The 23,471-nt window shown below is 69.3% G+C and carries 20 protein-coding genes; 8 read left to right on the top strand and 12 right to left on the bottom strand.

Going from position 1 to position 23,471, the window contains the following annotated elements:
- The first annotated feature begins 45 nt into the window (after nucleotides 1–45).
- Complete coding sequence (locus QJS31_RS22640; protein ID WP_282778433.1) at nucleotides 46–915, top strand: SDR family oxidoreductase; 870 nt, start codon at nucleotides 46–48, stop codon at nucleotides 913–915.
- On the opposite strand, the gene soxR is transcribed toward QJS31_RS22640, so the two are convergent.
- Nucleotides 869–1,384, bottom strand: coding sequence for a redox-sensitive transcriptional activator SoxR (gene soxR / locus QJS31_RS22645; protein ID WP_282778431.1), 516 nt, complete (start codon nucleotides 1,382–1,384; stop codon nucleotides 869–871). The genes QJS31_RS22640 and soxR overlap by 47 nt on opposite strands.
- Nucleotides 1,385–1,680: 296 nt before the next feature.
- Between soxR and arcA the strand changes: the two genes are divergently transcribed.
- Complete coding sequence (gene arcA / locus QJS31_RS22650) at nucleotides 1,681–2,910, top strand: arginine deiminase (RefSeq protein ID WP_282778429.1); 1,230 nt, start codon at nucleotides 1,681–1,683, stop codon at nucleotides 2,908–2,910.
- A 7-nt stretch (nucleotides 2,911–2,917) separates the two neighbouring features.
- Nucleotides 2,918–3,289, top strand: coding sequence for a GntR family transcriptional regulator (locus QJS31_RS22655; protein ID WP_282778427.1), 372 nt, complete (start codon nucleotides 2,918–2,920; stop codon nucleotides 3,287–3,289).
- 7 nt (nucleotides 3,290–3,296) lie between these two features.
- Here QJS31_RS22655 and QJS31_RS22660 read toward each other — a convergent pair whose 3' ends face one another.
- Nucleotides 3,297–4,904: a dolichyl-phosphate-mannose--protein mannosyltransferase gene (locus QJS31_RS22660; protein WP_282778425.1), complete on the bottom strand. Its 1,608-nt coding sequence runs from the start codon at nucleotides 4,902–4,904 to the stop codon at nucleotides 3,297–3,299.
- Between the two features lie 708 nt (nucleotides 4,905–5,612).
- Here QJS31_RS22660 and rsmI point away from each other — a divergent pair.
- On the top strand, nucleotides 5,613–6,458 hold the full coding sequence (gene rsmI, locus QJS31_RS22665) for a 16S rRNA (cytidine(1402)-2'-O)-methyltransferase (protein WP_306357634.1): 846 nt from the start codon (nucleotides 5,613–5,615) through the stop codon (nucleotides 6,456–6,458).
- 13 nt (nucleotides 6,459–6,471) lie between these two features.
- Here rsmI and QJS31_RS22670 read toward each other — a convergent pair whose 3' ends face one another.
- The 9 genes from QJS31_RS22670 to metG all read right to left on the bottom strand — a co-directional run bounded on the left by QJS31_RS22670 (nucleotide 6,472) and on the right by metG (nucleotide 17,110).
- Complete coding sequence (locus tag QJS31_RS22670; RefSeq protein WP_282778423.1) at nucleotides 6,472–6,690, bottom strand: hypothetical protein; 219 nt, start codon at nucleotides 6,688–6,690, stop codon at nucleotides 6,472–6,474.
- Nucleotides 6,691–6,817: 127 nt separating this feature from the next.
- A complete protein-coding gene (locus tag QJS31_RS22675; RefSeq protein WP_282778421.1) occupies nucleotides 6,818–8,959 on the bottom strand; it encodes an MMPL family transporter in 2,142 nt (713 codons plus the stop codon).
- A complete protein-coding gene (locus tag QJS31_RS22680; RefSeq protein WP_282778419.1) occupies nucleotides 8,956–10,152 on the bottom strand; it encodes a peptide synthetase in 1,197 nt (398 codons plus the stop codon). The genes QJS31_RS22675 and QJS31_RS22680 overlap by 4 nt, the downstream gene beginning before the upstream one ends.
- A gap of 13 nt (nucleotides 10,153–10,165) precedes the next feature.
- A complete protein-coding gene (locus QJS31_RS22685) occupies nucleotides 10,166–11,209 on the bottom strand; it encodes an NAD(P)-dependent oxidoreductase (RefSeq protein ID WP_306357627.1) in 1,044 nt (347 codons plus the stop codon).
- Nucleotides 11,206–11,478 carry a hypothetical protein gene (locus tag QJS31_RS22690; RefSeq protein WP_029931219.1) on the bottom strand — a complete coding sequence of 91 codons (273 nt, stop codon included), beginning with the start codon at nucleotides 11,476–11,478 and terminating at the stop codon, nucleotides 11,206–11,208. The genes QJS31_RS22685 and QJS31_RS22690 overlap by 4 nt, the downstream gene beginning before the upstream one ends.
- Nucleotides 11,478–13,151, bottom strand: coding sequence for a fatty acid CoA ligase family protein (locus QJS31_RS22695; protein ID WP_282778414.1), 1,674 nt, complete (start codon nucleotides 13,149–13,151; stop codon nucleotides 11,478–11,480). Before QJS31_RS22695 ends, QJS31_RS22690 begins: the two co-directional genes overlap by 1 nt.
- Nucleotides 13,148–14,062 (bottom strand): hypothetical protein, encoded by a 915-nt coding sequence (locus QJS31_RS22700; RefSeq protein WP_282778412.1) that lies wholly within the window; start codon nucleotides 14,060–14,062, stop codon nucleotides 13,148–13,150. The genes QJS31_RS22695 and QJS31_RS22700 overlap by 4 nt, the downstream gene beginning before the upstream one ends.
- A 7-nt stretch (nucleotides 14,063–14,069) precedes the next feature.
- A complete protein-coding gene (locus QJS31_RS22705) occupies nucleotides 14,070–15,122 on the bottom strand; it encodes a 3-oxoacyl-ACP synthase III family protein (protein WP_306357628.1) in 1,053 nt (350 codons plus the stop codon).
- A 404-nt stretch (nucleotides 15,123–15,526) separates the two neighbouring features.
- Nucleotides 15,527–17,110: a methionine--tRNA ligase gene (metG, locus tag QJS31_RS22710; protein WP_282778408.1), complete on the bottom strand. Its 1,584-nt coding sequence runs from the start codon at nucleotides 17,108–17,110 to the stop codon at nucleotides 15,527–15,529.
- 68 nt (nucleotides 17,111–17,178) lie between these two features.
- On the opposite strand from metG, the gene QJS31_RS22715 reads away from it, so the two are divergent.
- Both QJS31_RS22715 and QJS31_RS22720 read left to right on the top strand, forming a co-directional pair.
- Nucleotides 17,179–18,006 carry a TatD family hydrolase gene (locus QJS31_RS22715; RefSeq protein WP_282778406.1) on the top strand — a complete coding sequence of 276 codons (828 nt, stop codon included), beginning with the start codon at nucleotides 17,179–17,181 and terminating at the stop codon, nucleotides 18,004–18,006.
- Nucleotides 18,007–18,215: 209 nt separating this feature from the next.
- Complete coding sequence (locus QJS31_RS22720) at nucleotides 18,216–19,343, top strand: resuscitation-promoting factor (protein WP_039817233.1); 1,128 nt, start codon at nucleotides 18,216–18,218, stop codon at nucleotides 19,341–19,343.
- A gap of 289 nt (nucleotides 19,344–19,632) precedes the next feature.
- Here QJS31_RS22720 and QJS31_RS22725 read toward each other — a convergent pair whose 3' ends face one another.
- A complete protein-coding gene (locus tag QJS31_RS22725; protein WP_306357629.1) occupies nucleotides 19,633–20,400 on the bottom strand; it encodes an SDR family NAD(P)-dependent oxidoreductase in 768 nt (255 codons plus the stop codon).
- Nucleotides 20,401–20,539: 139 nt separating this feature from the next.
- On the opposite strand from QJS31_RS22725, the gene QJS31_RS22730 reads away from it, so the two are divergent.
- Together QJS31_RS22730 and rsmA are read left to right on the top strand one after the other, a co-directional pair.
- Nucleotides 20,540–21,700 carry an alpha/beta fold hydrolase gene (locus QJS31_RS22730; RefSeq protein ID WP_306357630.1) on the top strand — a complete coding sequence of 387 codons (1,161 nt, stop codon included), beginning with the start codon at nucleotides 20,540–20,542 and terminating at the stop codon, nucleotides 21,698–21,700.
- A gap of 527 nt (nucleotides 21,701–22,227) precedes the next feature.
- Nucleotides 22,228–23,106: a 16S rRNA (adenine(1518)-N(6)/adenine(1519)-N(6))-dimethyltransferase RsmA gene (gene rsmA / locus QJS31_RS22735; RefSeq protein ID WP_282786644.1), complete on the top strand. Its 879-nt coding sequence runs from the start codon at nucleotides 22,228–22,230 to the stop codon at nucleotides 23,104–23,106.
- Nucleotides 23,107–23,471: the final 365 nt, after the last annotated feature.

The raw sequence follows: 23,471 nt of genomic DNA on the forward strand, positions 1-23,471 counted from the left end.
GCGTGCCCCTGCGACAGGGCTGTCAACTTCGAGGGATGGATCAGCGTGCGTGGTCGTAAGCTCAGCGGCAAGAAGACTGTGATTACCGGCGCGGCGAGCGGTATCGGCCGGGCCACCGCTCTGGCGGCGGCGCGGAAGGGGGCGCGGCTGGTTCTCACCGACGTGAACGAGCAGGGCCTCGCCGAGGTCGTGGAGCGGGTGCGCGCCGAAGGTGGGGTGGTCGAGAACTCGCGCGCGCTGGATGTCAGCGACTACGAGGCCGTGACCGAGTGGGCCGAACAGGTGCACGAGCAACTCGGCTCCGTCGACGTGGTCATGAACATCGCGGGCGTATCCACCTGGGGCACCGTGGAGAACCTGGAGCATCGGCACTGGAAGCGCATGGTGGACGTGAACCTCATGGGACCCATCCACGTGATCGAGAACTTCGTGCCCCCCATGGTCGCGGCCGGACGCGGGGGCGCGCTGGTGAACGTGTCCTCGGCGGCCGGACTGCTGGCCTTCCCGTGGCACGCCGCCTACAGCGCCAGCAAGTTCGGGCTGCGCGGGGTGTCGGAGGTGCTGCGGTTCGATCTGGAGCGCCACGGCATCGCGGTGCACCTGGTGGTGCCGGGCGCGGTGGACACACCCCTGGTGCACACCGTGGACATTGTCGGCGCGGATCGCGACGATCCGCGAATCCAGGCGTGGATCAAGCGGTTCCGGCGGCACGCCAAGCAGCCCGAGCAGGTGGCCGACATCATGGTGCGGGCGGTGGAGAAGGGCACCTACCTGGTGCACACCCAGTTCGACATCCGCTTCGGCTACTGGTGGGCGCGGAAGTTCGCCTGGCCCTACGAGTTCGTCATGCGTCGGGCCAACGACCTGTTCACGACCTTTCTGCCGAAGCCGGAGCGCACTCCGGATCAGGTTTGACACAGGTGTCCGCGGCGTGGATGTCGAGGACGCGGGCACCGGGCCCCTCGTCGCCCAGGTGATCGTGGGCATTGACGATCTTGCAGGTGCCCAGTGACAGGCAGCCGCAGCCGATGCAGCCGGTGAGATTGTCGCGCAGCGCGATCAACTGTGCGATGCGGTCGTCCAGGTCGGCGCGCCACGCCGTGGACAGCGTCTCCCAGTCCCGGCGTGTCGGGGTGCGGCCGTCGGGCAGGTTGTCCAGCGCCTTGCGGATCTCCGCCAGTGGGATGCCCACTTGCTGGGAGATGCGGATGAAGGCCACGCGGCGCAGCGTCTCACGCGGGTAGCGGCGCTGATTGCCGCTGGTCCGACGGCTGTGCAGCAGGCCCTCGCGCTCGTAGAAGTGCAGGGCGGAGACCGCCACGCCGCTGCGTTCGGAGAGTTGTCCGGGCGTCAGTTCCTTCGCCTGCCATGACGCGTGTTGCATACCTGAACAGTACTCGAGGTTGACCGGCGCTCTCGCGCGGGCCGCGCGGCACCCGTGCTCTGGATGCGATGCGGCTGTTGTCCGCGGTGCCGCACCGTGTGCTCGCGTGCGATGCGGCTGGTGGGCTCCGCTTCTCGCGGCTCGGTGCGGCTGCCGCGGGCTCGGCTTGCGGGCGGGTCGAAGCCGGCGTGCGGCGGTGGTGCGAGCGGGCGCGGACGGTCCAGCGTGCGGCGGCGCGAGCCCTGTGCGACCTCCAATTCCCTGCCTTCGGCGCGAATGCGAACTACCGTCGTGTCATGGGAACTGAGGCTGCGCCCGCCGCGCGACCGTTTTCCGTGACCTCCGAGGTCGGCGCGCTGCGCACGGTGCTCCTGCATCGGCCGGGCGACGAGTTGCGGCGATTGACGCCGCGCAACAACGACCAGCTGCTCTTCGACGCCATCCCGTGGGTGGAACGGGCGCAACAGGAGCACGACGCCTTCGCCGACGTCCTGCGCGGGCGCGGGGTGGAGGTGCTGCTGCTGGCCGACCTGCTCACCGAGACCTTGCGGGTGAGCGGGGCGGCGCGGATACAGGGCATCTCCGGTGCGGTGGACGCGCGGCGGCTCGGCCATGTGCTCGCCGACGAACTGGCCGCCCACCTGCGCACCGTGCCCGCGCCCGAGCTGGCCCAGATCCTCATGGCCGGAATGACTTTCGACGAACTGCCGTTCGGGCCGGACGCCACCTCGCTGGTGCGGCGCATGCACCACGGCCACGACTTCGTCATCGACCCGCTGCCGAACCTGCTGTTCACCCGCGATTCCTCGTTCTGGGTGGGCCGCCGCTTCGCCATCACCTCGCTCGCCATGCCCGCACGGGTGCGGGAGACCTCGCTCACCGACCTCATCTACGCCTTCCACCCGCGCTTCCTGCACGTGCGCCGCGCCTACGAATCGCACACCGCCCCCATCGAAGGCGGCGACGTGCTGCTGCTGTCACCCGGCGTGGTGGCGGTCGGGGTGGGGGAGCGCACCTCCCCGGCGGGCGCGGAAGCCCTGGCGCGCAGCCTCTTCGAGGACGACCTCGCCCATACCGTGCTCGTGGTGCCGATCGCGCAGACTCGTGCCACGATGCATCTGGACACGGTGTGCACCATGGTCGACGTGGACGCGGTGGTGATGTACCCGGCGGTGCAGGACTCCCTGTGCGCCTTCGCCATTCGCAAGACCGACGGCGGCGGTGTGAGCATCGGCGGCCCCGACCCCTTCCTGCGGGTGGCGGCCGACGCCATGGGAATCGGCAAACTGCGGGTCGTGGACACCGGTCTGGACGGTGTCACCGCCGAACGCGAACAGTGGGACGACGGCAACAACACGCTCGCGCTCGCGCCCGGTGTCGTCGTCGCCTACGAGCGCAATGAGATGACCAACGCGCGGCTCGCGGACGCGGGCATCGAGGTATTGCAGATTCCGGGGTCGGAACTGGGTTCCGGTCGCGGCGGCCCGCGCTGCCTGTCCTGTCCGCTGTCGCGTGAGGAGGTGTGAGAAGACCATGCTGGACATCCCGGTCGACCACCACTCGACGGTGCCGCCCTACGAACAGCTGCGGCAGGGCGTCATCGCCCGGGTGCGATCCGGTGAGCTGGCCGCCGGGACCAAGATCCCCACCGTGCGCGCGCTGGCCGCCCAGTTGCGGCTGGCCCCGAACACGGTGGCGCGGGCCTATCGGGAGCTGGAACAGGACGGTGTGCTCGAAACCAGGGGCAGGCTGGGCTCTTTCATCGCCTCCTCGGGCGACCCGACCAGTGATACCGCGGGCCGCGCCGCCACCGAGTACGTGGGCGTCATCCGCCGCCTCGGCCTGGACGACGAGGCGGCGGTGCGCTATCTGCGGGCCGCGCTGGGGGAATCCGACCCCGGTTGACCGGGCGCTACCGCCAGCTCGGCAGCCACAGGTGATCGTGCCAGTTGCCGATCGTGATCGGGTACGCGGTGAGAATCGGCCACAGCCAGATGAAGTTCGCGATCACCAGCGCCAGATACAGGCACACGATGAGCAGCCCCAACCCCTGCCGTTCACTGGTCGGCAAGAACCGCTGCCACTCCGGCACGCCCGATAGTCGCCGCCCGCTCGGCGCGGCGTGCCCGAGGATGTCACCGAGCACCAGGGCCACGGCCATGGCCAGGAACGGGGCCAGCGGCACCGCGTAGAAGAAGTACATCTGCCGGTCCAGCGACAGGAACCAGGGCAGCAGGCCCGCGCCGTAGCCCACCAGCACCGCCGCGTACCGCCAGTCGCGCCGCACCAGCGTCCGCCACAGCGCCCAGCCCAGCACGGGCAGCGCCACCCACCACAGGGCGGGCGTGCCGATCAGCATGATCGCCTTCACGCACTGCGAGCTGCCGCAGCCGGTGACGCCGGAGTCGGCGTAGTAGTAGAGCATCGGGCGCAGGCCCATCGGCCAGGTCCACGGCTTCGATTCCCACGGATGGTGATTGCCCGCCGAGTTGGTGAGACCCTCGTGGAAGCGCAGCACCTCCGCCGAATAGAACCAGAGTGAGCGCAGCGCGTCGGGCACCCAGGAGAACAGGCCGTCGCTGCCGAGTTTGGGACTGCCGACCACCCAGCGGTCGTAGGTCGTCTCGCCGCCGAACCAGGCCCACCAGGTGGCGAGGTAGACCAGCACCGGGACGACCACCAGGGCGTAGGCGGTGGGGACGAGATCGCGCACGGCGGTGCCCTGCCAGGGCAGGCGTACCCGGTAGCCGCGCCGGGCGGCGAGGTCGAAGGCCAGGCTGAGCAGGGTGAAGGCCGCCACGAAGTACAGTCCCGACCATTTGGTTCCGCAGGCCAGGCCGAGCAGCACGCCCGCGCCGAACCGCCACCAGCGCACCCCGAAGCGGGGACCGTACGGGCTGTCCCCGATCCGGCCCTCCCGGTCCACCCTGGCCATGCGGGCGCGCATCTCGTCGCGATCCACGATCAGACAGCCGAACGCGGCGACCACGAACAGCGCCTGGAAGATGTCCAGCATGCCGATGCGCGAGGACACGAAGGTGACCCCGTCGGCGATCAGCAGAATGCCCGCGAACGCGCCCACCAGCGTGGAACGCGTCATCCGCCGCACGATGCGGATCACCAGCAGCACCAGCACGGTGCCGCAGACGGCGGCCGTGAACCGCCACCCCCAGCCGTTGTAACCGAAGATCGCCTCGCCGATGGCGATCATCTGCTTGCCCACCGGCGGATGCACCACCAGGCCGTAGCCGGGATTGTCCTCGACTCCGCCATTGGTCAGCACCTGCCAGCCCTGCGGCGCGTAATGCTTCTCGTCGAAGACCGGCGTCTTGCCGTCGGTCGGATACCCCAGCATGAGGAACCGGGTGAACCCCGCGATGGCGGTGAGCACGAGCGTGACCACCCACCCGCGCACCCGATCGGTGGGCCCGATCTCCAGCGACGGTGTGAGCGGTGCCGGGCTGGACATCGCCACCCCATTGTCCGGGGCGGACGGTCGAGTATCGGTCACCTGGGTCACGACCCGATGGTATGCGGTGCGCCGGTGGCGGGGCGCGGCCGGTGAGTTCGGGCGCGAGCCTCCGGCCTGAGCATGCAGCGCGCTCGTGTGTGGACGCCGGGATCGCGTAAGCAGCCGTTGCTGGCTCGTGCGCGGCGGGTACCCGAGCTTGTGGCTGCCTGTATGTCCGGTGCGTTCGAAGGCTCGGGGCGGGGAGCGAGCGGGGCACCCATGCGGGGATGCCGGGGAGCCGACCGGCTGAGGTGCGGGGACCGGTGTGCGGGAAGACCGTGGCGAAACGAACGCTGGGCGAGACCGGTGAGTTCGGGTGGGAGCCTTCGGCCTGAGCGCCCCAGCGCGCGAGTGTGTCTCGGGGTGCCCGGATACCGCGCGACCGAGGTCTGGGAAAGCGGGGGCCGGGGTGCGGCAGCGCCGGGGCACCGAGGATCGGGGTGCCGTAGGAGCGGCGGGTGCATGCCGGTAGTCGAGGATGTCGCGCACCGGTGGCGAGAGTGCGCGGGTCGCGACCCCCGCCGCACGATGCGGGTGTGTCGGCTTCGGCGGCGTCCGTATGCTGGGCGCGGCGGACGGGCGCATTCGGCCGTGTCGCTGCCGGAGCCGCCGCGGTCTGTCGTTCGGGCCGCGTGGCTCCTGCGTCGTACCCGGCGAGCGAGCGTCGCGGGTGGTTGTACGCGGCTTTCGAGACGATGACGAGGAGCGGTGAGCGATATGGGTGAGGCGTCGGGGCGGCTGGTGCTGGCCGCTACGCCGATGGGGGATGTCGGTGACGCCTCGAAGCGGTTGCGGGATGCGCTGGGCGCGGCCGATATCGTCGCGGCGGAGGACACCCGGCGCACGCGGTCGCTGGCCAAGGCGCTCGGAATCGAGATCACGGGGCGGGTGGTGAGTTTCTACGATCACGTCGAGACCGCCCGGATTCCCATGCTGCTGGAGGAGATCGAGTCCGGTCGCACGGTGCTGCTGGTCACCGACGCGGGTATGCCGTCGGTCAGCGACCCCGGCTACCGCATGGTCGCCGCCTGCGTCGAGCGCGAGCTTCCCATCACCTGCCTGCCCGGCCCGTCGGCCGTGACCACCGCCCTGGCCCTGTCCGGCCTGCCGGTCGAGCGGTTCTGCTTCGACGGTTTCCCGCCGCGCAAATCCGGCCAGCGCAAGGAATGGCTGCGCACACTGGCCGCCGAACCCCGCGCCTGCGTGTTCTTCGAAGCCCCGCACCGCCTGGCCGACTGCCTGGCCGACGCGGTGGAAATCCTTGGGCCCCAGCGCCGCGCGGCCGTATGCCGCGAACTCACCAAAACCTACGAGGAGGTCGTCCGCGGCACCCTGGCCGAACTGGCCGCCTGGGCCGTCGACGGCGCGCGCGGCGAGATCACCGTCGTTCTGGAAGGCGCACAACCGGTTTCGGCCGCCCCCGAAGACCTGGTCGAGCGCGTCGAGGGCCTGGCAGCCAAGGGACTGCGACTCAAGGACGCCTGCGCCGAGGTAGCCGCCACCACGGGCGCGTCCCGCAAGGAACTCTACGACGCCGTACTGGCCGCCCGTTCGGCCGAATAGGTCTGTTCTACGCCTACCGCCGGTACCTGCGTGCCTCCCGCGTGAGGGCGGTGATCCGTTCCGGCCGGTGCGCCCCATTCAGTTCCGCGACCAGTGCGTCCGGGCACAGCTCGTACACTTCACCCCACCAGCGGCGAATCTTGTTGTCCCAGATGCGATAACCCCCGGTCACCCCGCGCGGTACGTAGCGTCGTCGGCTGATCGGCAGTCCTTCCTGATGTCCGGTGAGCACACGCTACCTGGGCGCGGCCACGGTGACCAGCGGTTTCCGCCCCGCTGGCGCGGAGATGCCGGGCTCCGCTGTCGCGTCCTCGAGCCCATCCCGGGCAGCCGCGCGGTGCAGCGTCGTCGGCTCCGCGCTATCCCCTCGCCGGAACCTTCGTTTCCGGGGAGTCGGCGGTGACCGGTTCCGGCGGCTGCGCGGCGCGGCGGCCGGGCAGCCACCAGTTGGCCTCGCCCATGAGTTTCACCAGGGCGGGGACCAGGAGCATGCGGACCAGGGTGGCGTCGATGAGCAGGGCGATGACCATGCCGAGGCCGAGGAAGCGCATGGGGGTCAGCGGGGAGATGGTGAACGCGCCGGTGATGAGGACGAGCAGGGTCGCGGCGGCGGTGATCACGCGCGCGGTCCGCACGGTGCCGGTGCGGACGGCCGCCGTGGTGTCGGCTCCGGCGTCGTGTGCCTCCTTCATGCGGGAGAGCAGGAACACCTCGTAGTCGGTGGACAGGCCGAAGACCACGGCGATGATGAGCACCACCATCCCGCCGGACAGCGGGCCGGGGCTGATGCCGAGCGCATCCGCCAGATGCCCCTGGTCGAAGATCCAGGTCAGGATGCCGAAGGTGGCGGCGAGGCTGAGGAAGGCCATGAGGACGGCCTTGAGCGGGAGCACCACCGAGCGGAAGGCCAGCAGCAGCACCAGCAGGGTGGCGGCGACCATGACCACGAGCATCAGCGGCATGGCGTCCACGACGCCGGTGACGCTGTCCACGGTGGCGGCGCTCGCCCCGCCGACCCGCAGCCGCACACCGTCGAGGCGCAGTGCCCGAATGTCGTTCACGGTCTCCTGCGCGTCCGGCGAGCGGTCGGGCGCGGCCAGCGCCGCGTGCAGGACGGCGGTATCGTCCCGGGTGCCCAGCGAGAGCACCTGCCGCACACCGGGCACCGCCCCGATCTCACGCAGGCCCGCCGAGATGTCGGCACTCGCGGGCGCGGTTCCGTCGGCACGGGTGAGCAGGACGGTGGCGCCACTGTTCGCGGCGGGGAAGTTCGCACTCAATTCCTCGACGGCGGCGCGCTTCTCGTTGCCGGGCGGCAGCGCTGTGTGGTCGATATCGCCCAACCGCACGCCGGTCAGCGGTGCGGCGAGCACCAGCAGCAGTCCGCCCACGGCGATGGCGACCGTGCCGGGCCGCCGCATGACCGCGGTGACCACGCGGCCCCAGAACCGTTGCGCGCGTTGCTCGGCGTGCTCGTAGGCGTCCGCCCGCCAACTCCACTTGCGGATCCGGGGTCCGAGCAGCATGAGCGCGGCGGGCAGCGCGCTGATCGACAGCAACGCCGCCAGCGCCACCGCGGCGATGGCCCCGACGCCCAGCGACCGCAGCACCGCCTGCGGAAACACGAAGGTGCCCGCGAAGGCGCACATGAGCAGCAGCGCCGAGAAGGTGACGGTGCGCCCGGCGGTGAGCAGCGCCCGCGTCACCGCCTCGTCCACGGTGCGGCCCTGCCCGAGTTCCTCCCGGAACCGCCCGACCACGAAAAGCCCGTAGTCGATGGCCAATCCGAGCCCCAGCAGCGACACCACGTTCATGGCGAACACGCTGACCTCGGTGACGTGGGCGATGAGCCCGACCGCGCCCAGCGCCCCGATCACGGCCAGCGTGCCCACCGCCACCGGCAGCAGCGCCGCCACGATGCCGCCGAACACCAGCACCAGCACCACGGCCGTGAGCGGGATCGAAATCGCCTCCGCCACGATGAGATCGCGCCGCGACTGCTGGCCGATCTCGTCGGCCAGCGCGCTGTACCCGGTCAACTGGGTGCGGATGCCCGGCACCTCGAGGTCGGCCGCGATCTCCGGGTACACCGCGATCCGCCGGTTGTCGTCCCCGGCGGCGAACACCACGGCCAGCGCCTGCCGTCCGTCGGGTGAGCGCAGGAATTGCTGTCGCGCACTGTTCCAATAGGTTTCGACGGGCCGGTCGAGAAGCGCCGGGTCGATGCGCTGGACGGCGCGCGCGACGCTGGGGCCGATGTCGTCGAGCGTCTGCCCGTCGGGCGCGGTGTAGATGGCGATGATGTCGGGATTCTGCGGGCCGAACCGTTCCGTCACCCAGCCGTCCACCGCGGTGGACTCACTGCCGGGGTCCGCGAATCCGGCCGCGCTGACCTTCTCCGCCAGTCCAGCGGCGAAGACCCCGGACAGCAGCGCGAACAGCACGGCGGCCGCCAGCACCAGTCGCGGCCGGGCCACCACCACCCGCGCCCACCGCGTCATGACGCCGCCGAATCCGTCTGCGCGAACTCGCTCTCCAGGGTGTGGACGATCTTGTCCAGCAGCGCTTCGAGACGCTCGGGAATGCCGCGCCCGCTGCGCGCCGACACGGACAGCTCGGTGCGCCCGTCGCCCTCGGTCATGCCGAACAGCAGCGGCATGGCCACGCTGTGCTGCGGCAGCACCCGCACGGCGGTCGGACGGAAGCCGGGCACCGCGAGTTCGTCGAAGTCGTAGCGTCCCATATGGGAGACGGTGGCCGAGGCGAGGTTGTAGCCCCACCGGGAGCCGACGAAGTTCAGCGTCCGCAGCAGCGAACGTCCTACGGCGGGCGGCAGTGTGGTGAGCCCGCTGTTGTCCATCTGATTGAGCTCGCGGCCCTCGCGCAGTCCGGCCTTCTTCATCTCGTTGAGCTGTGCCACCGTGGCGACGCCGCGCACATCGAGGAACAGCGGCAGCGCGAGATTCGCGGTGGAGCGCAATTCCGGATCGTGGCGGCGCAGATCGACCGGAATCATGATGCGCGAGCGCGGCCCACCCCACTCGGTGAGGATGGCGGCGACTCGCTCCAGCGCGCGCGGTCCGGTGGCGTTGATGGTGCGGCAGCGCAGCAGATGCCGAGGCTCACCCGGCTCCTGCCGCCCGTGACCGACCGCCGAGCGGAAGCTCGGGTTCATGAGCGTCGGCCGCCCCGGCGCGCCGACCTTGCGCACCAGTTCGGCGTCGGCGATGGGATCGGCCGCGCCCACCGGCTCCTGCCCGCGCAGCACCCGCAGCACATCGGTGACGAACATGATCATGCCCATGCCGTCCATCACCCCGTGGAACACCCGGAACACGACGGTGGTCGGCGCGGCCGTCAGCAGCAGCACCTCCACCGTCGATTCCGGTGTGGGGCCGATCGGGCTGGTGAGCACCGGATCCGCCTCCAGCTCCGGGAACCGCAGCGCGTGGTCGACCACCCGCACCGCGGGCGCGATGCCGCTGTCCACCCAGTACTTCCCGTCGCGCACCAGCCGCGCGCCCGGATTGGCCTGCGCCGCCGTGGCCACCGCACGCCGCAGCTCGTCGGCGTCGAGGGTGCCGGTGCCCTCGATCGCCAGCTGCATGAGGAACGGCGGAGCCAGATCCCGCATCGGGAAGTAGATGAGCTCGGTGGGGGAGATAGGTCGTCGGAAACCGGTGTCGTTGCTCATGGCCTGCTCTCAATCACCGAATGTTCTTGGTCAATTCCTCGACGCCGCCCTGGGTTTCGAGCCAGGCCAGCAGTTCGCGCAGCCCCTGCGCCCGGTCCACGACCGGCACGTACCCGAAATCGCGGGCCGCCGCCGAGGTGTCGTAGGTGGCGGTGCGGGTCATCAGCGCCACCACGTAGCGCGACAGCGGCGGTGACCAGCGGGTGGCGACGGCCGGTACCCGCCAGATGGTTTCGATGACCGACACCACGGCGTCGAGCACCCGCCGGTTCGGCTGCCGGCTCGGCCGCTCGTAGCCGAGGTCGGTGGCGACCTCGCCGAGGAAGCCCCACACGTCGGTCTGCTCGGCATCGGCGACGAAATACGCCTTCCCGCCGACCCGATCGGACTCGGCGGCCGTGACGCTGGCCTCCACGATGTTCTCGACGTGGCACAGCGAGGCGAATACCTGTTTGCCGTAGGACAGATCCGGCAGCGAACCCTCGGCCGCCTTGCCCAGCAGCCGCACGATCGGCCCGCTGCGATCACCCGCGCCCCAGATGGCGCGCGGGCGCAGCGCACACGTGCGGAAGGTCTCCGAATTCGCCGACAGCACGGCGCGTTCGGCGGCCGCCTTGGTTTCGGAGTACAGGTTCAGGTAGCGGCTCGGGTACGGCACCGATTCGTCGATATCGACCTGATCGCCGCCGTCGCGGTCCATGAGCGCACTGGGACTGGAGATGAAGACGAAGCGGGAAGCCCCGTTGCGCCGCGCGGCGGCCAGCAGTTGCACGGTGGCGCTGACGTTCTCGGCCCAGAACTGCTGCCGGGTGCCACGCTCGTCGACCCGCGCCGCGCTGTGGAATACCACGTCGATGCCCTTGGTGGCCTCGTCGAGCGATCCGGCGTCGGTGAGATCGCCGGTGACGATCTCGATGCGGTCGATGACGTCGGCGAGGTCACGCAGATTGCTGGTGGGCCGCGCCAGAATCGCCACGTCGTAGTCGCCGTCGCGGACCAGGCGGCGCACGATGGCGCCGCCGAGGAATCCGGACGCGCCCGTCACGAGTGCTTTCACGCCGCCACCTCCTGTGTCTTCCACCAGGTGAGCCCGAAGATCTGGGTCAGCACGGCGGTTTCGACCGGTGACGTGCCGCTGCCCTCGGCGGCGCGCAGCGCGGCCGGGATCTGGGCCGCGTGCACCACGATGCTGAGGAAGGCGTCGATCCAGAAGACGGCGCGCAGCAGCCGATTGGCCGGGGCGCGACCGGTCAGCGCGGCGATCAGGCCGACCACCAGGTACAGCCAGCCCAGGATCGGGACCGCGCGCAGTGCGAGAACCTTCATTACCTCTCCGTCCCTAGTTGCCGCTGCGCCCAGATCGCCAGCTGCTCGCGGCCGATCTTGGCATTGTGCCGAATATCCACCGGGAACTTCGGGTGGAACAGGAAGCGGGAAACCTTCGCGGTGACCTCGAATTCGGCGGCCCGCTGGCGCAGCGCCACGGCGACGGCGTCGACATCGGCACCCGGCTCGGCCTCCACGCACAGCACCGGCGTCTGCCCGCCGCGCGGCCCGACCCCGACCAGCGCCGTGCGGGCCACGCCCGGCACCGTATTGAAGACCTGTTCGACCTGCACGGTGAACATGGGTCCGTCGGCGGTGTGCACGCGCTGGCTCTTGCGGCCGCAGAACCAGATTCGGCCCTCGGCGTCGATCCAGGCCAGATCGCCGGTGCGGTGCCATACGGTGTCGCCGTCGTGGATCTTGCCCGCCGTATTGGCCTCGGGCGGCCAGAAATAGCGGGTGCTCACATTCGGCCCGGAGACCACGAGTTCGCCGATCCCATTGGTGGCGTACAGCTCCGAGGACAGCTCCTCCACCCGATCCCAGGTGGGCAGCGGGTCGTCGGTGATCGCGACCACCCGGGCGCGCACCCGGTCGCTGGGGCGGCCGATGCAGGTGCCCTCGCCGCGCTGCGCCCGCTCCACCAAACCGTCGAACAGCTCCCGCGATTCGATGGTGGACATGGGCAGCGCTTCGGTGGAGCCGTAACCCGCGTGGATCTCGGCGTCCGCGGCGAGCACCTTCCGCAGGCCCGCGATGCACCAGTTCGGCACCGGCGCACCACCGGAGTAGATGCTGTGCAGGCTGGGCACCGCCGCCCCGGTGCGCTCCAGGTGCCGCAGCAGCGGAATCAGCACCGCGGGGGAGGCGAACATGGTCCGCACGCCGAACCGGTTGACCGCATCCACCACGTGCGCCGGGTCGGTGGACCCGACCTGGCTGGGAATCAGCGGCGGCAGCACACAGCGCGCGCCGAGCAGCAGGTCCAGGATGCCGACCAGCGGCAGCGTGATGAGCGAGGTGTCCGGCGGGACGTGGCCGCGCGCGGCGTGCACCTGCTCGACCATGGCCGAGAGATTTCCGTGCGTCATCTCGACGGCTTTGGCCGGTCCGGTGCTGCCGGTGGTGTAGGCGATGAGCAGCAGCTCGTCATCGGGAGCCGGTTCGCGCTGCCGCAGGGTTCCGGTCGGTCGGGTGCCCCAGCTGGCAAGGGTGGGGCCGCGCCAGAACCAGCGCCTGCCGACCGTCACCGTCACCCGCACGCCGCGGAAGTAGTTGCGGAACAGCACCCGGGCCGCGTGCGCGGGCGGGATGCCGATGAACGCCTCGGCGTCGGCGGCGCGTAGGCAGCGCAGCATCTTGCGCAGGCCCATGCCCGGGTCGATGGCCACGGGTACCGCGCCGATCTTCAACAGTCCCAGCATGATCGCGTACAGCTCGGGGCTGGGCAGCACCAGCACGATGGTGCGGGTGCCGCGCCCGACACCGGCCGCGCTCAACCGTTCGGCGATGGCGTCGGACCAGGCGTCGAGTTCGCGATAGGTGAGGTACCGGTAGTCCGGCAGCCCGGACGGGTTCTTGCCACCCGGGAAGATCACGGCCTCGCGATCCGGCTGGTCGGCCACGACCGCCCGGAAGCGGTCGATGGCCTTCCAATAGGTGCCCGCCGTCACGCGGCGGCCCCGGCGAGGGCGGGCAGGCGGTAGAGCACCGCGGCGGCGGCCGGACCGGCGCCGGCGGCCACGAAGAGCACCTGACGGTACGCCGACAGCGAATCGTCCTGTGCGGCGGCGTCATAGGCCAGCGGCAGCGCGGCGGTGTGCGGATCGCCCTGGGACAGGTCGGGAGTCCGCACCGCCTCGGGGGCGATGCCCAGTTCGGCGGCCAGCCGGGCCGGGAACGACGCGCTCGGCGTGGAGGCGATCACCGCCGTACCGGCCGGATCGATGTCACCCGCCTCGTCGAGCGCGGCCCGCGCTGCCCGCACGGCGACCGCGAGCAGCCGGTCCTCGGCGTCGGCGTCGCGCTCCACGGTCATCAGACCGCGGCCCACGGTGCCCATGGTGGCGACGTCGACATAGGACTCGACGGCGGGAGTGCCCGCACCCGAGACCGTGTGTACCCGGCCGAAACCTTCCGGCTCGTCGGTGAATTCCAGCAACAGCGCGGCACCCGCGGTGGCGTAGGGGAATTCGTCGTCGGCGGCCGACCGCGTCAGCGACGGGTGGGTGTCGCCGGAGACCACCAGCACGTGTTCGGCACTGCCGGTGGCCAGCACCGACTGGGCCACCTGCACCCCGTTGAGCACGCCGACCGCGCCGTTCATGAGGTCGAAGGAGAACGACCGGGGGTCCTCCTTGGCGTAGTCGAGCCCGATCCCGGCGGCCTTCTGAATGAGTGCCGAGACAGCGGGTTCGACGGTGTTGGAGTCGCGGAACACGCCGGTGTTGATCAGCACCCCCACCTGGTCGGGCCGCACACCGGCCCGCTCCAGGCTCTGCCGCGCCGCGCGGGCGCTGTGCTCGACGATGCTGAAAGTATCGGTGTCCCGGCTGGTTCCGGTGGATTTGATGCGCACGCCCATAGCAGATTCAGACCTTCAGCGAAGAAATCGTGGTGGACAGGAATCCGGCGACCACGCCGGAGGCGGCCGGGACCATGAGCAGCTTGGCTCCGGCCGGAATGGCCTGCTGGCTCAGCTGGTCGTGCAGCACGATGAAATGTGAAGTGGTGGAGGTGTTTCCGTACTTGTGGATGACATTCAGATCCGGCGGCATCGGGACGCCGAATTCCCGCGCGGCGATGGCGTTGATGAACGGCACCGCGCCCGCGCCGAACTGGTGGTGGATCATGTAGTCGAACTTCTCGTCCGCGAAGGACTTGCCCTGCCGCTCCAGGTATCCGCCCTGCGTATCGGTCCACAGCAGGAAGCGCGACTCGTTGTGCATCTTCCGGTTGTCGGTGTAGAGCGCGACACCCTGTGACTTGTCACTGGGCATGCCCAGGCACAGGTGCGAGTACTCCGAGGCGGTGGTCAGCTCGATGTAGTGGATCTTGTCGGCGTCGTCGACTGCCTCATCCAGTACGACTGCGGCACCGGAATCGCCCACCGTGAGTGAGGCGAATTGCAGATCGTATTTCTCGGAGATTTCTTCGACGGCGGTTTCCGCTATAGGGGTGATGGCCTCGCCGCTGACCACGATTCCGCGTCGCACCGCACCCGAGCGAATCATTCGATCCAGAATGTAGGTGCCGGTGAGCATACCCGCGCAGGCATTTGACAGATCGAAGGTGATGACATCTTCACGCGCGCCGATGGCGCGGCCGATCGCACCCGCGAAGGAGGGCTCCATATACATCTTGGTGCCGTCCTTGGACCGCGTGATCGAGGTGGAGATGATCACGTCCAGATCCGAGGCCGCATACTGTGACCTGGACAGACAGTCCTCCACCGCATTCATGGCGAGGGTGAAGGAATCTTCGACGTTCCCGGGTTCGGTGGAGCGGAAACGCCGCTCCTGGACACCCGTGATCTTTTCGAGATCGAAGCCGGGTGCGGTTTTCAATTGCGATACGAGTTCTTCGGTGGTGACTCGTTTGGACGGCAGATATGCGCCGATCGCCTCGAATCGTGAATACGGCACGGGGACTCCTCGGAAGTAGGGAGCAATTCATTCGATAGCGGGGACGCATGGAAGGCTACCCGAGGGTAACTTCGTCTGCGACATCGCCGATCGAGGCCAACTGTCTGGGACATTTGGGTTCGTCACAATTTATGTAACCGAAAGTCTCACAAACTGCATGCGATTCGGCTATCAGTGCTTCACCTCGGGTGATCAGGTGATCTTGGTGTCGGCGTGGGCTCGGGGCCAACCGTCGGTTACCCGGGAAAATCTGTGCGAACGACCAGTCTTGATTATCGGACTGACGGTTTCGCTGTGAGAGACTTCACCGCCTCCGGACCTCCGAACGCAGAGCGGCCGGGCACGATTTCTCGTACCCGGCCAGCGGCGAGCAAACTGTCTGGGCGACAGCCCTTTTCGAGCGACTACGCCTTGGGCTCCACGAACTTCGGGAAGACCACCTCCGGCGCGGGCAGTGCGATGCCCGGCTGGATCGGCGTGGCGATATCGGCGAAGGTGCGGCCGGTCTGACCCAGCAGGTCCAGGATCTTGTTCGCCGAACCCGGAATCACCGGCTGCGCCAGGATCGAGACGATGCGCAGCACCTCCATGGTCACGTAGAGGATGGTGCCCTCCCGTGCGGTGCCCTCCGGCGTACCGGCCTTGGCCAGCGTCCACGGGGCCTGCGCGGAGAAGTAGCGGTTGGTCTCGCCGAGCATCAGCCACAGCTGTTCCAGGCCGAGGTGGATCTGCTGCTGGTCGAATTCGGCGCGCACCTTCTCCAGCAGCCCGTTCGCCCGGTCCAGCAGCGCCCTGTCGTCCTCGGTGAACTCACCGGGCGTCGGCGCCACGGGGCCGAAGTCGCGGGCGACCATCTTCAGGCAGCGCTGCGCCAGGTTGCCGTATTCGTTGGCCAGGTCGGTATTGATGCGCCCGACGATGGCCTCGTGGCTGTAGGAGCCGTCCTGTCCGTAGGAGATCTCACGCAGCAGGAAGAAGCGCACGGCGTCGAGGCCGTAGGTGTCGACGAGTTCCATCGGATCGACCACATTGCCGACCGACTTCGACATCTTCTCGCCCTTGTTGTACAGGAACCCGTGCACGAACACGCGTTTCGGCAACTCGATACCGGCCGACATCAGGAAGGCGGGCCAGTACACGCAGTGGAAACGGGTGATGTCCTTGCCGATGATGTGCAGATCGGCGGGCCAGAACTTCTGGAACGCGGCGGAATCGGTATTCGGGAAGCCCGCGCCGGTGAGGTAGTTGGTGAGCGCGTCCACCCACACGTACATGACGTGCGCCGGATCGCCCGGCACCGGCACCCCCCAGTCGAAGGTGGTGCGGGAGATGGACAGATCCTTCAGCCCGGCCTTGACGTAGGAGACGATCTCGTTGCGCCGGGTGGCGGGCGCGATGAAGTCCGGCCGCGTCTCGTAGAGCTCGAGCAGCCGGTCCTGGTAGTTGGACAGCCGGAAGAAGTAGTTCGACTCCTCGGTCCACTCCACCGGCGTCCTGGTCTCGGTGGAGACCCGGGTGCCGTCGTCGAGGACGGTGGTCTCCTCCTCGGTGTAGAACGCCTCGTCGCGCACCGAGTACCAGCCCGAGTAGGTGTCGAGGTAGATGTCGCCATTGGCGGCCATCCGCTCCCAGATGGCGATGGACGCGGCGTGGTGGTCCTCGTCGGTGGTGCGGATGAACCGGTCGAAGGAGACGTCGAGCGCTTTGTCCATCCGTTCGAACACGTCCGAGTTGGCCGCCGCGTACTCGCGCTCGGGCACGCCCGCGGCCTTGGCGGCCTGCTGCACCTTCTGGCCGTGCTCGTCGGTGCCGGTCATGAAGAACACGTCGAAGCCGTCGAGCCGCTTGAAGCGGGCCAGGGCATCGGACGAGATGTACTCGTACGCGTGCCCGATGTGCGGCGCACCGTTCGGGTAGGCGATGGCCGTGGTGATGTAGAAGGCCGGTGCTGAGGCGCCAGGGGTGGCTGTGCGGTCGGATGCGCTCATGGTGTGTCCTACTGTAATCGGCGTGCCTGCTGTCGCTCCCCTCAATATCCCTGTAAGCGGTGGTGTCGATGAGTAAGAAGCGACCCGCGCCGGAGCTGCCCGAACCGCTGTCCCCGCTCGTGGACGCGCACACCCATCTGGATGCCTGCGGCGCGAGCGACGCGGAATCGGTTGCCGCCATTGTGGATCGGGCCCAGGCGGTGGGCGTCGGACAGGTGGTGACGATCGCCGACGACCTGGAGGCCGCCCGTTTCGCGGTGCGTGCCGCGCACTGGGATCGGCGGGTCTACGCGGCCGTCGCACTGCATCCGACCCGTGCCAACGCCCTCGACGACGCGGCCAAGGCCGAGTTGGAGAAGTTGGCCGCCGATCCGCGCGTGGTGGCCGTCGGCGAGACCGGACTCGACTACTACTGGCCGGGCAAGCTGGAGGGCTGCGCCGATATCGAGGAGCAGGTCGAGGGCTTCCGCTGGCATATCGACCTGGCCAAACGGCTGGGCAAACCGCTCATGATCCACAACCGGGAAGCCGACCATGATCTGCTCGCCGTCCTGTTGGACGAGGGCGCGCCGGAAACGGTGATCTTCCATTGCTTCTCCTCCGACGCGAGCATGGCCATCGCCTGCGTGGAGGAGGGCTACTACCTGAGTTTCTCCGGAACGGTGAGTTTCAAGAATGCCCACGAATTGCGGGAGGCCGCGAAACTGGTGCCGGAGGATCGGATTCTGGTCGAAACGGACGCGCCCTTCCTGACCCCGCACCCCTTCCGTGGCGCGCCGAACGAGCCGTACTGCCTGCCGTACACGGTGCGGGCGCTGGCCGAACTCCGTGAACAGGATCCGGTGCGACTGGCCAAGATCACCACGGCGAATGCGCGGCTGGTCTACGGAATCTGAACTCGCACGATTTCTGCGAGAAAGTCACGGGTTGCGTACTTTCCACCCGGGAGTCGCGCGGTGTGGCTTCGCTCACTATGATCTAGCCGAATCGTGACCAACCAGCGCTTCGATATCGGGTCGTTATTCTGAAACGCCCCGGTACGCGTGGAGTGGTTGTCAATTCATGACCCCCTCGTTATCGTACTGTGACCATGCCGGGATTTCCGATGAACGCTCTGACGAAGATCAACTCGTCGCGCTCGCCGTTGCTGTACGGCGCCATCGCGGCGATGCTCGTCACGCTCGTCGTCGGCGCCGGGTTGGCCATCGTGAACCACAAGACGGTGACCGTCGTGGTCGATGGGCAGAAATACCTCCAGAGCACCATGTACCGCGATGTGCGCGGGGTGCTGAAGGCGGCCGGATTCTCGGTCGACGACAAGGACGATGTCAGCCCGGCCGCGAACGCCACGGTCGCCGACGGGGCCACCATCACCCTCAACCGCGCCCGCGAGGTCGCGCTGACCGTCGACGGTCAGCAGCAGAAGGTGTGGACCACCGCGCTCACCGTCGCCGAGGCGCTGGTGAAACTGAGCCTGCCCAGCGATGTGTTCACCTCCCCGGCCCGACCCACGCCGCTGCCGCTCGAGGGCGGGCAGCTGCTGGTGACCAGCCCGCGCACGCTGGAACTCTCCGACAACGGCCGCCCGCCGACCCTGGTGCGGCTGGCCGCGCCGACGGTCGGCGAGCTGCTGAAGGTGCAGGGCCGCCCGTTGGTGAATCAGGACACCGTGGAGCCCGCCGCCGACACTCCGCTCACCGACGGCATGAAGATCGTCGTCACCCGCCGCGTGATCGAGAACCGCACCGAGCGAATCCCTTTGGATCCGCCGGAGAACATCATCGAGGATCCGGAGCTGAACATGAGCCGGACCGTGGTGGAGAATCCGGGCAAGCCGGGCGTGCACGACGCGACCTTCGCCGTCTCCATCGTGAACGGCCAGGAGGCGGGCCGGGAGCTCATCGACTCGACCGTGATCGTCCCCGCCGAGCCGAAGACCATCCGCAAGGGCGCCAAGCCGGGCACCGAGGTGCCGCCGGTCAAGGATGGCGCCATCTGGGACGCGTTGGCCCAGTGCGAGTCCGGCGGTAACTGGGCCATCAATACCGGCAACGGCTACTACGGCGGCATCCAGTTCGACGCGAACACCTGGGCCCGGCAGGGCGGACTGCGCTACGCGCCCCGCGCCGACCTGGCCACCCGCGAGGAGCAGATCGCCATCGCCGAGGTGACCCGGCAACGGCAGGGCTGGGGAGCCTGGCCCGCCTGCACCAGCCGCCTTGGCCTGAGCTGAGCCGGACTTCGCGCTTCGGCTGTTCGCATCGCCCGCGCGGGCCGCTGCTCACATGACCCACGCGGGCTGTCGCGTACGTGACCCGCTTGGGCTGTCGCCTTACCTGACACCCAGGCGGGCTGTCGCGTACCCGACCCGCTTGGGCTGTCGCCTTACCCGACCCAGGTGGGCTGTCACGTACGTGACCCGCTCGGGCTGTCGCCTTACCCGACCCGCTCGGCTGGCTCGTACGCCAGCCCGTTCGGCCTGTGGTCCGCGCACGGACTGTCGCTCGAGCGGTCGCCGACCGCTACATGAGTGCGCCGCCGTCCACGCGGAGTTCGGTGCCGGTCATATAGCGGCCGTCGTCGGAGGCGACCATGGCCACCACACCCGCGATGTCCTCGGGCTTGCCCAGTGCGCCGCCCTCCAGCCAGCCGGGCAGGCGGGCCATGAGGGTCCAGTCCGCGTCGGCGGGGATGTCGAGATTCGACGTGAGGCCGGTGCTGATGCCGCCGGGCACGATATTCACCGCGCGCAGCCCCTTCTTCGAGTACTCGAGTGCGATGGAGTGGGTGAGGGCGTTCACCCCGGCCTTGGACGCGGCGTAGGCGGCCATATACGGGGCCGCGCCGAACGCGCTGGTGGAAGAGAAGTTCACCACGACGCCGCGCTGTGATTCCAGCAGGTGCGGCAGGGCGGCCTGGATCATCAGGAAGGTGCCGGTGAGGTTGACGGCGAGCACCTGGTTCCAGGTCTCCAGGGGCAGTTCGTGGGTGTGCCCGCCGCGCTGAATGCCCGCCGCGTTGACGAGAACCTCCAGCCCGCCGAGGAATTCGGCTGCCTCGGCCACGGCGGCGCGGGTGGATTCCTGATCGGCCACGTTCACCACCAGGGTGTGCAGCCGGTCGCGCTGGTCGGCGGGCGCGGCCGCGACGGTGGAGGTCAGTCCGGTCTCGTTGATGTCGGCGGCGACCAGCTGCGCGCCCTCGGCCAGTAGTCGCAGGGCGATGCCCTGTCCGATGCCGGAGCCCGCTCCGGTGACGAGTACGCGACGGCCGTCGTATCTGCGATCCATCGCCCGAAATTAGAACAAGTTATAGGCGTGGTCAACGACGGATTGCCAGAGAATTTTAAGACTGGACCGTTGTTCAGTTAACTAGGCTGCATGGCGGTTCGATAGTCATTCCCGGGTCGGGGACCTGATGGAGGATCGCATGCGAGTGTTCGGCGGGTGGACGCGTGTCCTGGCCGCGGCGACGGTGTCGGCGGGTGCGCTGCTGAGCGTTCCGGGAGCCCCGGCACAGGCGGCGACCGAGGGCACACCGATTACGGTGGAGGCGCAGCCCGCCGGTTGGCGTGGCATGGCCAACGGGTACTCCGTCGACTACTGGACCACGCGCTCCAACGGTGAGCCGGTGAAAGCCAGTGGCGCGCTGATCGTTCCGGAAGGGACGCCGCCCCCGGGTGGCTGGCCGATCATGGCCTACGACCACGGCACCTCCGGACTCGGTCCGGGTTGCGGTGGGCAGAGCGCGGGGAGCCGGTTCATCCGCCCCAAGGAGGACGCGATCCTCCAGTACTTCGTGAACAAGGGCTTCGCCGTGGTCGCGCCCGACTACCTCGGACTCGGGCGGTTCGACACTGGACCGCACCCCTACCTGGAGACGCGCACCGAGGCTACCGCCACCATCGACCTGGTGCGGGCGGCGCGGGAGATCCGTTCCGATCTGTCGCGGTCGTGGGCGGTCACCGGCTTCTCGCAGGGCGGCCACGCGGCGCTGGGCACCGCGCACCTGCAATCGGCGCTGCTGCCGGACCTGGACTTCCGGGGCACCATCGCCGTCGATCCGGCCTCGGATATCGAGAAGGTCGCCCCGCTCGTCGGACCGTACGTGCCCGCGATGCCGGGCCAGCTCGGTACCGCCGTCAACGGTTTCGTGGTGAGCATGCTCGCCGGACTGCGGGACACGCGTCCCGAACTCGACTTGGACAGCTACCTCACCCCGCGCGGCCGCCAGGTCCTCGACGACTCCAGCGGCCTCTGCTTCGACGGCATCATGCGGGTCGTGGACGGCATCTCGGTGGGGGAGATGCTGGCCCGGCCGCTCGCGGACGAACGCTTCCGCGCCGCCGTCACCGACTACATGGCGGTGCCGACCAGCGGCTATGACGCCCCGATCCTGTTGCTGCTCAATGCCGCCGACAAGGTGGTGCCCTCACCCCTGCACGCCGCCCTGGCCGCGCAGCTCGCCGCCAATGGCGTGGACTACTCGATGGTCGTCGGCATGGGGGACCACACCGAAGTCAACCCGCAGATGTGGGCGGCCATCGAAGACTTCGTGGCCCGCGTGTTGTCCACACCCACGCTTCCCTGAGCCGCGTCCGGCGGCGGGCGCGGTCGGCGGAACGGGCGGTGGTCGGGGTGGTCGCCGCTCGGCACGTGACCGCGCGGTAGCGGCGGTTGCCGCCGTCCGAGCGACGACGGAGCAGCGAGGCAGAGTTCGCCGTGTGCGGCGGCCGTGGTCGAGTCGTCGTGTGGCGGCGGGCGTTGTCGGGTTCGCCCGTGCGGCGGCCGTGGTCGAGTCGTCGTGTGGCGGCGGGCGTTGTCGGGTTCGCTCGTGGGGCGGCTGTGGTCGAGTTGCCGTGTGGCGGTCGTCGTCGGGTTTGGCCGTGGGGCCGCTGTGGTCGAGCTGCTGGCCGCATGGCGGTGGGGCGCGGTGGTCGTGCGACGGCGGTGGGGCGCGAGTCGTCGCGTGGCAGCTTGTTGTCGGGTTCACGCGTGGGGCGGCTGTGGTCGAGTTGCCGTGTGGTGGTGGTTGTCGAGTTCGTCGGGGTGGCCGTGGGGCGAGCGGCCGCGCGGGCAGGTGCGTGCTCGGAGTGGCCGTGTTGATACGTTTGGCGCGTGTCCGAGTCCGATATCGCCCGTGGTCGAGCCGCTCTGCTGGGTCCCGTCGAAGTGCGGGAGCTGGCCGAACGGCTCGGGGTGCGGCCGACCAAACAGCTCGGTCAGAACTTCGTGCACGATGCCAACACCATGCGGCGCATCGTGACCACGGCGGGGGTCGGCCCCGAGGACGTGGTGCTGGAGGTCGGACCCGGCCTCGGTTCGCTGACCCTGGCGCTGCTCGATGTGGTCGACCGGGTGATCGCGGTGGAGATCGACCCGGTGCTCGCCCGCGCCCTGCCCGATACGGTGGCGGCGCGCGCACCCGAGCTGGCTGACCGCCTGACGGTGGTGCTCTCCGACGCCATGAAGGTCACCGCCGCCGACCTGCCCGCCGCGCCCACGGCGTTGGTAGCGAATCTGCCCTACAACGTCGCGGTCCCGGTGCTGTTGACGCTGATGGCCGAATTCCCCAGTATCCGAACCGCACTTGTCATGGTGCAGCTGGAGGTTGCCGAACGCCTGGCCGCCGAGCCCGGCGGTCGCGTCTACGGCGTACCCAGCGTCAAGGCGGGCTTCTTCGGCCCGGTCCGCCGTGCCGGAACCGTCGGCCGACAGATCTTCTGGCCGGTGCCCCAGGTCGAATCCGGTCTGGTCCGCATCGACCGCTTCACCGTCTCCCCGTGGCCGCAGGACGCCGAGTTCCGGCAGCGGGTCTACGCGGTGGTGGACGCGGCCTTCGCGCAGCGCCGCAAAACATTGCGCGCCGCATTGGCGGGCTGGGCGGGCTCCCCGGCCGAAGCCGAAAAGCGCCTCGTCGCAGCGGGAATCGCGCCCACCGCACGCGGCGAAACGCTCGACACCGCCGCTTTCGTCCGCCTCGCCGAACAAGGCTGAGGCGCAATCATACGGGGCTGATCAACGCTTCGGGGATGGGCCGTGACGCCCCCGAGGTTGGGTCGTGACGCCTTGGGACGCTGGGCCGTGACGCCTCGGGGCCGAGGCCGAACGCACGGGCTCGGGGCAGACCGCGCGGAGGTGGGCAGGACGCGCAGCGCTGAGAGGCAGCGCGGTCGGGCTGTGGCCGCCACGCAGCGCGCCGGGCTGGATACCGCCGCGCTGGGTCGAGGTCGCCGCGTCGGGCTCGAGGCCGCCGTGCTGAGGTGAGGCCGCCGTGCTGGGGTGAGCCGCCGTGCTGGGGTGAGCCGCCGTGCTGGGGTGAGCTGCCGTGCTGGGGTGAGCTGCCGTGCTGGGGTGAGCTG

It is taken from the genome of Nocardia sp. CC213A (assembly GCF_030766805.1).
Lineage (GTDB): Bacteria > Actinomycetota > Actinomycetes > Mycobacteriales > Mycobacteriaceae > Nocardia > Nocardia otitidiscaviarum.

Coding starts and splice junctions, on each gene's coding strand:
- soxR (WP_282778431.1), bottom strand. CDS start 1,384: ATGCAACACGCGTCATGGCAGGCGAAGGAACTGACGCCCGGACAACTC.
- arcA (WP_282778429.1), top strand. CDS start 1,681: ATGGGAACTGAGGCTGCGCCCGCCGCGCGACCGTTTTCCGTGACCTCC.
- QJS31_RS22655 (WP_282778427.1), top strand. CDS start 2,918: ATGCTGGACATCCCGGTCGACCACCACTCGACGGTGCCGCCCTACGAA.
- rsmI (WP_306357634.1), top strand. CDS start 5,613: ATGGGTGAGGCGTCGGGGCGGCTGGTGCTGGCCGCTACGCCGATGGGG.
- QJS31_RS22675 (WP_282778421.1), bottom strand. CDS start 8,959: ATGACGCGGTGGGCGCGGGTGGTGGTGGCCCGGCCGCGACTGGTGCTG.
- QJS31_RS22680 (WP_282778419.1), bottom strand. CDS start 10,152: ATGAGCAACGACACCGGTTTCCGACGACCTATCTCCCCCACCGAGCTC.
- QJS31_RS22690 (WP_029931219.1), bottom strand. CDS start 11,478: ATGAAGGTTCTCGCACTGCGCGCGGTCCCGATCCTGGGCTGGCTGTAC.
- QJS31_RS22700 (WP_282778412.1), bottom strand. CDS start 14,062: ATGGGCGTGCGCATCAAATCCACCGGAACCAGCCGGGACACCGATACT.
- metG (WP_282778408.1), bottom strand. CDS start 17,110: ATGAGCGCATCCGACCGCACAGCCACCCCTGGCGCCTCAGCACCGGCC.
- QJS31_RS22715 (WP_282778406.1), top strand. CDS start 17,179: ATGAGTAAGAAGCGACCCGCGCCGGAGCTGCCCGAACCGCTGTCCCCG.
- QJS31_RS22720 (WP_039817233.1), top strand. CDS start 18,216: ATGAACGCTCTGACGAAGATCAACTCGTCGCGCTCGCCGTTGCTGTAC.
- QJS31_RS22725 (WP_306357629.1), bottom strand. CDS start 20,400: ATGGATCGCAGATACGACGGCCGTCGCGTACTCGTCACCGGAGCGGGC.
- QJS31_RS22730 (WP_306357630.1), top strand. CDS start 20,540: ATGCGAGTGTTCGGCGGGTGGACGCGTGTCCTGGCCGCGGCGACGGTG.